General features: G+C 42.5%; 10 protein-coding genes. 3 read left to right on the top strand and 7 right to left on the bottom strand.

Annotated elements, in window-relative coordinates:
* Positions 1-153: 153 nt before the first annotated feature.
* On the top strand, positions 154-405 hold the full coding sequence (locus R7Z78_RS09320) for a YgjV family protein (protein ID WP_005376619.1): 252 nt from the start codon (positions 154-156) through the stop codon (positions 403-405).
* An 88-nt stretch (positions 406-493) separates the two neighbouring features.
* Here the strand turns inward: R7Z78_RS09320 and R7Z78_RS09315 are convergent, their stop codons facing one another.
* Both R7Z78_RS09315 and R7Z78_RS09310 read right to left on the bottom strand, forming a co-directional pair.
* Complete coding sequence (locus tag R7Z78_RS09315; RefSeq protein ID WP_005376622.1) at positions 494-775, bottom strand: DUF2218 domain-containing protein; 282 nt, start codon at positions 773-775, stop codon at positions 494-496.
* A 41-nt stretch (positions 776-816) separates the two neighbouring features.
* Positions 817-2,823, bottom strand: a complete 2,007-nt coding sequence (locus R7Z78_RS09310; protein WP_104976155.1) for a TonB-dependent siderophore receptor — start codon at positions 2,821-2,823, stop codon at positions 817-819.
* A gap of 116 nt (positions 2,824-2,939) precedes the next feature.
* On the opposite strand from R7Z78_RS09310, the gene R7Z78_RS09305 reads away from it, so the two are divergent.
* Both R7Z78_RS09305 and cueR read left to right on the top strand, forming a co-directional pair.
* Complete coding sequence (locus R7Z78_RS09305; RefSeq protein ID WP_005376626.1) at positions 2,940-3,908, top strand: helix-turn-helix domain-containing protein; 969 nt, start codon at positions 2,940-2,942, stop codon at positions 3,906-3,908.
* An 87-nt stretch (positions 3,909-3,995) separates the two neighbouring features.
* Positions 3,996-4,382 (top strand): Cu(I)-responsive transcriptional regulator, encoded by a 387-nt coding sequence (cueR, locus tag R7Z78_RS09300; protein ID WP_005376627.1) that lies wholly within the window; start codon positions 3,996-3,998, stop codon positions 4,380-4,382.
* Positions 4,383-4,424: 42 nt separating this feature from the next.
* Here cueR and vctC read toward each other — a convergent pair whose 3' ends face one another.
* From vctC to R7Z78_RS09275, 5 genes are all read right to left on the bottom strand, one after another.
* Complete coding sequence (gene vctC, locus R7Z78_RS09295; RefSeq protein ID WP_005376629.1) at positions 4,425-5,180, bottom strand: iron chelate ABC transporter ATP-binding protein VctC; 756 nt, start codon at positions 5,178-5,180, stop codon at positions 4,425-4,427.
* Between the two features lie 2 nt (positions 5,181-5,182).
* Complete coding sequence (gene vctG / locus R7Z78_RS09290) at positions 5,183-6,133, bottom strand: iron chelate uptake ABC transporter permease subunit VctG (RefSeq protein WP_005376631.1); 951 nt, start codon at positions 6,131-6,133, stop codon at positions 5,183-5,185.
* Complete coding sequence (vctD, locus tag R7Z78_RS09285) at positions 6,126-7,061, bottom strand: iron chelate uptake ABC transporter permease subunit VctD (RefSeq protein WP_017820306.1); 936 nt, start codon at positions 7,059-7,061, stop codon at positions 6,126-6,128. The genes vctG and vctD overlap by 8 nt, the downstream gene beginning before the upstream one ends.
* A gap of 22 nt (positions 7,062-7,083) precedes the next feature.
* Entirely contained in the window at positions 7,084-7,992 is a 909-nt protein-coding gene (locus tag R7Z78_RS09280) for a siderophore ABC transporter substrate-binding protein (RefSeq protein ID WP_065275234.1), read from the bottom strand.
* A 163-nt stretch (positions 7,993-8,155) separates the two neighbouring features.
* The gene (locus R7Z78_RS09275) at positions 8,156-8,836 is read right to left on the bottom strand and encodes a Crp/Fnr family transcriptional regulator (RefSeq protein ID WP_104976156.1); all 681 of its coding nucleotides are present in this window, start codon (positions 8,834-8,836) and stop codon (positions 8,156-8,158) included.
* Positions 8,837-8,924: the final 88 nt, after the last annotated feature.

Raw genomic sequence — 8,924 nt, 5'->3', positions numbered from 1 at the left:
CCTTGATTTGAGGCTTTTATCACGGTTTTTCCATTGATATAGTGCGTCCATACAACAAAAAAAGACCATTCGAGGCATGGAGCTTCCTCATTAATCTCAAGATGAGAAGAATTGGTACCGACAAAATTCGGCAGATTTTAAGAGGGTCAAAAAATGGACATGAATATGGTTGAGATTTTAGGTTATGCAGCTTCAATCATGGTCGCTATTTCGCTAACTATGAAAGATATTGTTAAGCTTCGTATCCTTAACTTTATTGGTTGTGCGCTATTTACCGCTTACGGACTAATGATTGATTCTTGGCCTGTAGTATTAACTAACGGTTTTATTGCTTGCGTTAACATCTACTTCCTAGCAAAAATGCAGCAGGAAAAAAAAAGCCTAGAGCCTGAGAAAGCGCAATAGCATTCAAACAATAAAAGCCCGCAAATCATAAGATTGCGGGCTTTTGCTTTTAATATTCCACTTCTATCACAGCATCCCTAAACGAGCGCTAACGAACCCAGCTAAGTGCTAATGTTTCTCGACGAGAAAACATGTCCACATGCGATGAAATGATCGCCTTAACCGTATTCAGTTTCTCTTCTGAATCCGCCTCACAGGTTATAGTTAGGCTAGATGCACAAAGGTTAAACTCCGCTTTTCCCGTCGGAAATGTCACCAAACCGCTATTTTCATTCCAAGTAGCAGGAACCTTTCGTCCAAAATGCCGACAAAGCGTCACTAAGTATTTGTCAGCGTGTTCACTATCTATTCGGGTGCTTTCTTTAATCATGAACTTACTCGTTACTTTGAAACGTCCTATGAAGAACCTTGTTAGAATTGATAAGCTGCAGAGAGCTTGAAGTTGCGACCCGGCTCGTAGTCATCAAGCGTGAAGCCACGTGCAGTACCCGAACGAGACGCATGAGAGCTGTACAACTCGTCAAATACATTATCAATACCAAAGGTCACCGACAGTCCATCAATATCAGACGGCACCCATTGAGCGTATAGATTATGCACATCATAACTTGCTTTCTTTGGCTGACCATCAAAGACGTTGTCTTCCTCTAGAACAAACATTGAGTTCCACCCGAAGATCGTTTCTAAAGCGTCTGACTGGTAATCCAAAGTTAGAGCAATGCTATCACCCATATCAATGCTACGCCCATTGCCCCCAGCAACAGGACCACCAGTATTCTTGTTTTTGGTGTCCGACCTAGAGTAAGAAAGTTTGCTGTTAAACTTGTCGTAACCATAAGAAGCACTTGCCTCAAAGCCTTTAATCTCAACATCACCTAAGTTGTAAATCAGGTAAGTTTGAGTCGCGTTTTGGTACTGGTCTGCAATGTAATTATCAATTTCCGTTTGGAATATCGTAATATTCGCCCCAAAGAAATGCTTATCAAAGGTTTTATCAAAACGAACACCACCCTGCGTGTTCAATCCCGTTTCTGGCTTTAACCCATCCTCTAAAAATGCAACGTCTTGGTAAGCAATAAAGGTTTCCATTAGCTCTGGACCTTTAAATAGAGAGCGTGCACTCGCAAACAACGTCCAATCTTGCGTCACCGCCCATTCTGCTGCTAGAGCCCAAGTTACATCATCATAATTACTGGTTCCTGTCTCAGCTTTGCGTTTGTAATCATCAAAGCGCATACCTGCAGTAATAAAGAAGGCATCAGAGAAGAAGAACTGATCTTCTACAAACAGTGCGGTTGAAATCGCCGATTCGTCCATAAACTTACGACTACCGTAGTAACTCGAAGACGTTTTATCCATGTAGTCGAAGCCATAAGTGACTCGATTATCAAACTCACCTAACATAACATCTGACTGGAATTTGCCATTCAAACCAAAGTTTTGGTTTTTGGCGGTGTTCTTTGATAAACGGTTCGAGGGCCAACGAGGGGCCATCACCGTTTCGTCACGTTTAATTTCTGTCTCGGTATTATAAAGAGTGACGTTTCCTTGGTGTTGTTCGCCTCGCAACTCGTAACTCAAGGTAACGGTATCGCGGTCATAATCCGTAGGGATAAGTAACTTGCTCGACAGGCTATTATTTGCACTACCAGACATATCAGGACGCGGACTGTAATCTCCACTGTCTCGGTACATGTCATAAGAGAGCTCAAAACGATGGATGTCATTTAGTTCATACCCCAGCTTAGCCAGAATGTTGTAAACATCACCTGCAGCACCATAGGTTTTATTGCCATCACCATCTTCAAAATCATCACGCGTAACGTAATGGCCATAGACCATCGCATCAATGTTTTCGGACAAAAGTCCGTACAGTGTCAACGAACCTTGTTGGTTGTCGTTGGATGCATAGCCGCCATAAACACGCGCACCAAACTTTTCATCGTAACGAAGTAAGTCACGAGCGTCTTTCGTTTCAAAGTAGACCGAACCGCCTAACCCGTTTTGAGTCACAGAGTTATTACCTACCTGAATGTCCGCAGATTTGAGAATGTCAGGGTTCAACGTCAAGTTACCAATATGATGGAACATGCTCGCATGCTGAGAAGCACCGTCAAGACGAATGTCCAAATCGGTTTCGCTCAAACCACGAATCGTAATACGTTGATTCACAGAGTGTGTTCCACCAACATCCACACCGGGAATATCGCGCAGTAAATCAGACATATGATCCGCTTGCTTCAGTGACATGTCGTCCGCAAACATCGACTCAGTGTTGCTGGAAACTTTCGTTCCCCATACAACGACCTCTTCAAAATGTGACTCAGTATCTTGAGCTAAAACAGGGGTTGATAGCGCCATTCCCACTGCAAGGCAAAGGCTTGAAAGCTTGATAGGTGAACAAGCAGGGCTTTCCATAACTTCATTCCTAAATATTAATGATAATAATTCTCAGGTATAATAAGCATGAGTTTTATAAATACAAAGGCGATTTGGTTATGCGAAATCGCACAAGTGTTATGAGGAAGTGTCAAATGCAGGAAGTCACAACAAAACGAACTAAAATTGCCAAGATAGCTTTAACCCAAAGACTAGAGGCGACAGAGAAACAATGGATTGTCACGCAAGGCCAACCTTGTCAAACTCAACTGGCCGAAGGTAAGTTCCTATCATATCAGTATAATGATCAAATTTTTGTTCATGGCGGGCGTTGTCTAGAACTTATTGATTCGAATATTGTTTCTACTGCACACGCCTCACTGCTGGTCACTATTCTTTTAGAAGGTAGACTCTCGTTTGGCTACGACGATTTGCAATTTGATTTAGACGCGAGCGACGGCCCTAAGGGTGTAGTGGTGAACTTACTCAAACCTGCAAATTTTCGTCGTTCACTGCTCAAAGATAACCTCATTAATAAGATCAACATATTGGTTAAGCCCCAATGGCTAGAGGCCCGCCTTGAGCAAAATTGTAGCCATCGAGCCTTTTTTAACTCTCATCAGGCGTTTCAACAGTTGGAGCTTAACCAGACGCTATGCGAGCTGGCTGACACGTTAACAAATAGAGAAACACCGCAAGAGTTCCAAGAGAAGCTAGAGGTCGAAAGCTTGATCTATCAAATTTTACATCAAGCCACCAAGCAAATTCCTAAGAATTTCAGTGCTAAAAACAGCAGTATTGAACGACACATTGACGGTCGGATTGAGGATATTGTCAGCTATATTGAAACTCACCTTGATCAAGAACTACGCTTGGAAAAGTTGGCGAGCCAATTCTCAATGAGTGTTTCAAACCTGCAGCGCCGATTTAAACAATCACTTAATATGACCATAAACGGCTACATTCGTTTTCGACGTCTTGAGATTGCTAGGCAACATTTGGAACGTGGCCTAGTGACGATAACAGAAGCCGCCTATGAAGCCGGATACCACCACCCTTCTAACTTCACTTATGCCTTCAAAAAGGCATTTGGTGTGCCACCACATGAAGTGATTAAAGAGTAAGGGGACTCTAGGTAACTGACTGTTATTTAGGAGTGTCTTATCCACAACATCGGTATATACTCGCCTTAAACGTTATGGAGGTTAAACATGAATATTGGTGCTGTCGCGAAGCTCACAGGGCTTTCATCTAAGTCGATTCGATTATATGAAGACAAAGGGATCATATCTCCACCAGCGCGCAGCGACTCTGGCTATCGCGAATATTCAGATAATCATATTCAAGAGCTTAACTTGGTATCACGCGCAAAAAGCGCAGGCTTTTCGTTGCAAGAATGCAAAGAGTTCGTACAACTTGCTCATAACCCCAACCGCAAAAGTAGCGAAGTAAAAGCAAGAACCATGGACAAACTGAGAGAGGTTGAAGAAAAAATTGCACACCTCATGGAGATCAAAACGCAACTTGAAGGTTGGGTTTCTTCTTGTCCTGGAGATGCAGAGAGCCGATGCCCAATCATAGACGAGCTCACCAAGTAAGCCCGCCTATCTATTGATCTCGTTAAAAACGAACTAGCTCGCTTAATGATAAGTACACATACGCTTACCGTTTAACTCTATGATGTTAAATGGCGTTTCGTAGATGTCCTCTAGCGTAGACGCTTGAATAACCTCTTCAACCGCACCACTCGCCACAACTTTACCTTTCTTAAGCGCCAATATGACATCTGAGTAACACGCCGCGAAATTAATATCATGAATCACGACCACCATAGCTTTATTCATGTCATGGGCTAACTGCTGCACAACTTTCATGATCTGAAGAGAGTGTTTGATATCTAAGTTATTAAGAGGTTCATCAAGAAAGACATAATCTGTATCTTGTGCAATCACCATAGCAATAAATGCAAGCTGTCGCTGACCACCACTTAATTCATCCAAGTATTTGTCTTGAATATCTTGCAAATCTAAGTAGTCGATCGCTTTTTCTATGACCTCATGATCTTCTTTAGTCAGATTTCCTTTAGAGTATGGGAAACGACCAAAAGAGACTAACTCTTTTACGGTAAACCGCATTGTAATCGAGTTAGCTTGGCGAAGTACTGCCAGTTTTTTCGCTAGCTCTTTTGTGTCCCATTCCGCGATTTCCTTGCAATCAATGATAACACTACCGCCATCTCGCTCCGTTAAGCGCGAGGCCATAGATAACAACGTGCTCTTTCCCGCGCCATTTGGACCGATAATCGATGTTACCTTGCCCTTTTCAAACTGAGTATTGGCCTCGTCTACGACTTTGTTTGAACCGAAAGCCTTCGTTAATTTGTCTATTACTATCATATTTATACAACTTTGTTTTTCAGCAGCAGGTATAAGAAATACGCACCGCCGATAAAGTTAATTACGACACTCAACGTCGTCTCAAAACTGAACACGTTTTCGATTATCCATTGCCCAGCAAGTAGTGAACTGATGGATAGAAACGAACATCCGACCAATAGCGTTTTATGTTGGTAACTTCGGAACATTTCTCGGCTTAAGTTGGTCACTAGTAAACCAAAGAACATGATTGGCCCTACCAAAGCCGTAGAAATAGCAATCAAAACCGCCGAGATAATAAACACATTTCTCGTCACTTTAGGTACATCAACACCCAAACTTTTCGCATTGTCTTGGTCGAGCCAAAACACATCTAAAGTGCGATGCATCCTAAACAACAACCAACATGCAAACATCAAAGCCGGAGCACTAAAGTAAACCAAGTTCACTTTGACATTATTGAAACTGGCGTACAGTTTCGACTGAACAATTGCATATGTGTTTGGGTCCATCAGCAAAGAAAAGAATGACGCCGCATTGGAAAATAGCTGACCAAAGATCAAGCCGACCAATAGCAACGTAATCAGGTTCTTGCTGCCTTTTGAAAAGTAAAACCCAAACAGCAGTAGCGAAAACGACACCATTACAATGACTGCAATCGCGAAATTGACGTACAAGTTAAGAACTAAGGTACTCAACCCACCAAAAATCAACACGATCAAAATTTGGGTTAACACATACAGCGCATCAAAACCCATGATACTTGGCGTCAAAATTCGGTTGTGCGTAATGGTTTGAAATACAAGTGAAGACTGAGCAATGGCCACACCCGCTAGCACTATCGCCAATACTTTAGGAACTCTACGAGACAAAAAATATTGGTAGTTGTCAGCCGTTAGCCCAATACCAATAAACAGACACGCGAAAAGAATCGCAATGCCACCTAGCAGCAGGATTTTCGTTGAATCACGCATGTTGCTTACCTCGCAACAACATAGCGATGAATACCACGCCACCCAATATGCTGATCACGATAGAGATTGGCATTTCATGAGGGAAAATAATTAAACGACTCACCAAGTCGCAACACAACACTAAAATCGCCCCATACATGGCCGTAAGCGGAATGTTCTTTTTGAGATTATCGCCATAAAAGTGACTCACGAGATTCGGCACAATCAGCCCTAAGAATGGCAACTGGCCAACAATCATCACGACACTTGCTGACATGATGGACACCAATAGCACGCCAATCGTCACAACCTGCTGATAATTCAAACCCAAGTTAATCGCGAAATCTTTTCCGATACCTACGGCAGAGATCCTTGCGGCAAAAAGATAGCTGAGGATAACCATTGGTACCGCGATGTACAGCAGTTCAAAATCACCACGCAAGATGTTAGCGAAGTTTGCGACTGTCCAAGCATTCAGACTTTGAAGTGCATCATATTTGTACGCGATAAACGTAGTCATGGATTGGATGACATTGCCGAAAATAATCCCGACAAGAGGCACAAAAACCACGCTCTTAAATTGAATGCGCTGAATAAAGAAAACAAACGCTAGCGTCCCAAATACCGAGATGCCAAATACGAGCCAAAGGTGATTATCATTACCAAAGAAAACCACGCTCAGTACGTAGCCCAACATGGCACATTCGATCGTACCAGTTGTAGAAGGTGCCGCAAATCGGTTCTGGCTGATTTGCTGCATGACAAGACCCGCAATACTCAAGCCAGCACCAGCAAGCAGTATGGCAAATAAACGTGGTATACGGCTGGTAAAGAAAAGCTCTAATGCTTTCTCATCACCTGAAAAGAGTTGTTGGGGCGTCATGTTTGCCACCCCAACAAATAACGAAACCGTGCTTAAAACCACAAGGGTTAGCAATAACTTCTTCAAAGTTAACCTCTGCTATCTTGGATTACAGTTCAACGGTTTGCTTTATCTCACTGACCATTTTTTCTGTTGCTGTCACACCAGACATCGACAAATACCACGCGTCCACATCTAAATAAGTGATTTTGTGATTTTTATATGCTGCGGTCGCTTTGACTAAGTCGTTATCCATGGATTTACGAATATCGTTATCCGGCGTACCTGTCAGAGAATTACGGTCAACCACGAGAATATTTTTCGGGTTAGCTTCACGAATAAACTCATAAGAAATGACATCTCCGTGAGTGCCCGTTTTCACGTGCTCAACCGTTTCCAAGAAGCCAAAGTCGTTATAAATGACGCCAAATCGCGACTGGGCACCAAACGCGCTGATGTTGTCACCCATGCTTAAAATCGTTAATGCATCATTTTTGTTCGATTGGTTGTAGTCGCGGATTGCTTTGAATTGAGTATCTAACGCTTCAATTTTCTGCTCTACTTTTTCTTCGATATTGAAGATCTTACCAATATTGCGCCATTGCGCTTGCGTGCCTTCCCAATAGCCTTGGTTTTCTTTCGCCGCGAAAACAACTGTAGGGGCAATTTCACTCAGCTCTTCATATTTCGCAGACGCTCGCGGACCAACCAAAATCAAATCCGGTTTTTGCATGTAGATGGTTTCAAAATCAGGTTCAAACAAACTACCCGCAGAGGTGTAGTTATCTTTGCTGTATTTTGAAAGGTAACTAGGAAGATTAGAAGAGTTAGATACTGCAACGGGATCGATACCAAAGTTGTCCAGCGCATCTAGCGGGCCAAAGCCAATCACAACCACACGCTCTGGGGATTGTTCTAGCTCTGTTTGACCCATGTAGTGGTCAATCACAACTTTAGCAGCGAAAGAAGGAGAAACAGTAAATAACGACAGCATAGCCGCACCGACGAATTTTTTCATTTTGTTAAGCCTTAATGAGATCTATTATCATACGCGTTCGCAATATAACGCTACTCTTTAATGCATTCAACAAAATTTAAGGTACTTTACATTAGTTACGTTTACTCAAGACTTAGATATATCAAAGACTTATAAAACCCATCAGTTTCAATACCTGGGCGTATCATTCATGCGCTTCAATAAACGCTTTGAGTGCCAGCTCATCAATAATCTCCAAACCGTTGTCCGTTTTTGTAATCAATCCCTTTTCAATCAAGTCCTTAACTGCACGTCGATAGACTCGGCCTGAGGTGCCAAACCGCTCAGCCTCTTGGTTCACTTTATCAAAGCCACCAAGGAGCTTATCCGTCTGATTACGGACGAGAAGATCATAGGCAATGTTGTAAGTAATGGGATGCAACAAACGATTAGTGTAGATATCCATGGAGTCTTGATAATCCTCAGCCAATGCTGAAGCGAAGAACACCATCATTTGGGGATAATTTTGCAGCGCTTCGGTTAGTTTTTGGATACAGATAACATCAACCTGCATATGTTCATCTGCTATCACATTCCATTGACAAGGAGTCCGAGTGAAGAACTCCATTTCACCATAAATATGATAGTCGCAGTTAGCTTCCCCTAATTGAAAACGTCGTCCATTTGCGGCCAATATGTTCATCGAGACTCGACCTACTGGCACAACATACAAGTACTGAAGTTGCTCACCTTGGCGGAGAATTGCTTCCCCAGCATCAAAGAAACGCGAATTTATTTGGCATTGATAAATCAAATCGCGAAAGGTGGCACTCTTTTCTTCAAGGTATGTTTTGAAGCGACCAGTCGGATAAGGGCTGATTTTCATTTTCTGCTCTCTCAGAAAAAGTTACGGACAACTATTTAAGGTGGATTGTACCCCGTAACTCCAAATAAAAAAGCGACAGTGACCTGTC

The organism is Vibrio sp. 1167 (assembly GCF_033340375.1).
GTDB lineage: Bacteria > Pseudomonadota > Gammaproteobacteria > Enterobacterales > Vibrionaceae > Vibrio > Vibrio alginolyticus.
Note: the sequence above shows the minus strand (reverse complement) of the source record. Positions and strands in the feature narration are given on the sequence as shown.

Coding starts and splice junctions, on each gene's coding strand:
- R7Z78_RS09275 (WP_104976156.1), bottom strand. CDS start 8,836: ATGAAAATCAGCCCTTATCCGACTGGTCGCTTCAAAACATACCTTGAA.
- vctC (WP_005376629.1), bottom strand. CDS start 5,180: ATGATAGTAATAGACAAATTAACGAAGGCTTTCGGTTCAAACAAAGTC.
- R7Z78_RS09305 (WP_005376626.1), top strand. CDS start 2,940: ATGCAGGAAGTCACAACAAAACGAACTAAAATTGCCAAGATAGCTTTA.
- R7Z78_RS09315 (WP_005376622.1), bottom strand. CDS start 775: ATGATTAAAGAAAGCACCCGAATAGATAGTGAACACGCTGACAAATAC.
- R7Z78_RS09320 (WP_005376619.1), top strand. CDS start 154: ATGGACATGAATATGGTTGAGATTTTAGGTTATGCAGCTTCAATCATG.
- R7Z78_RS09280 (WP_065275234.1), bottom strand. CDS start 7,992: ATGAAAAAATTCGTCGGTGCGGCTATGCTGTCGTTATTTACTGTTTCT.
- vctG (WP_005376631.1), bottom strand. CDS start 6,133: ATGCGTGATTCAACGAAAATCCTGCTGCTAGGTGGCATTGCGATTCTT.
- R7Z78_RS09310 (WP_104976155.1), bottom strand. CDS start 2,823: ATGGAAAGCCCTGCTTGTTCACCTATCAAGCTTTCAAGCCTTTGCCTT.
- cueR (WP_005376627.1), top strand. CDS start 3,996: ATGAATATTGGTGCTGTCGCGAAGCTCACAGGGCTTTCATCTAAGTCG.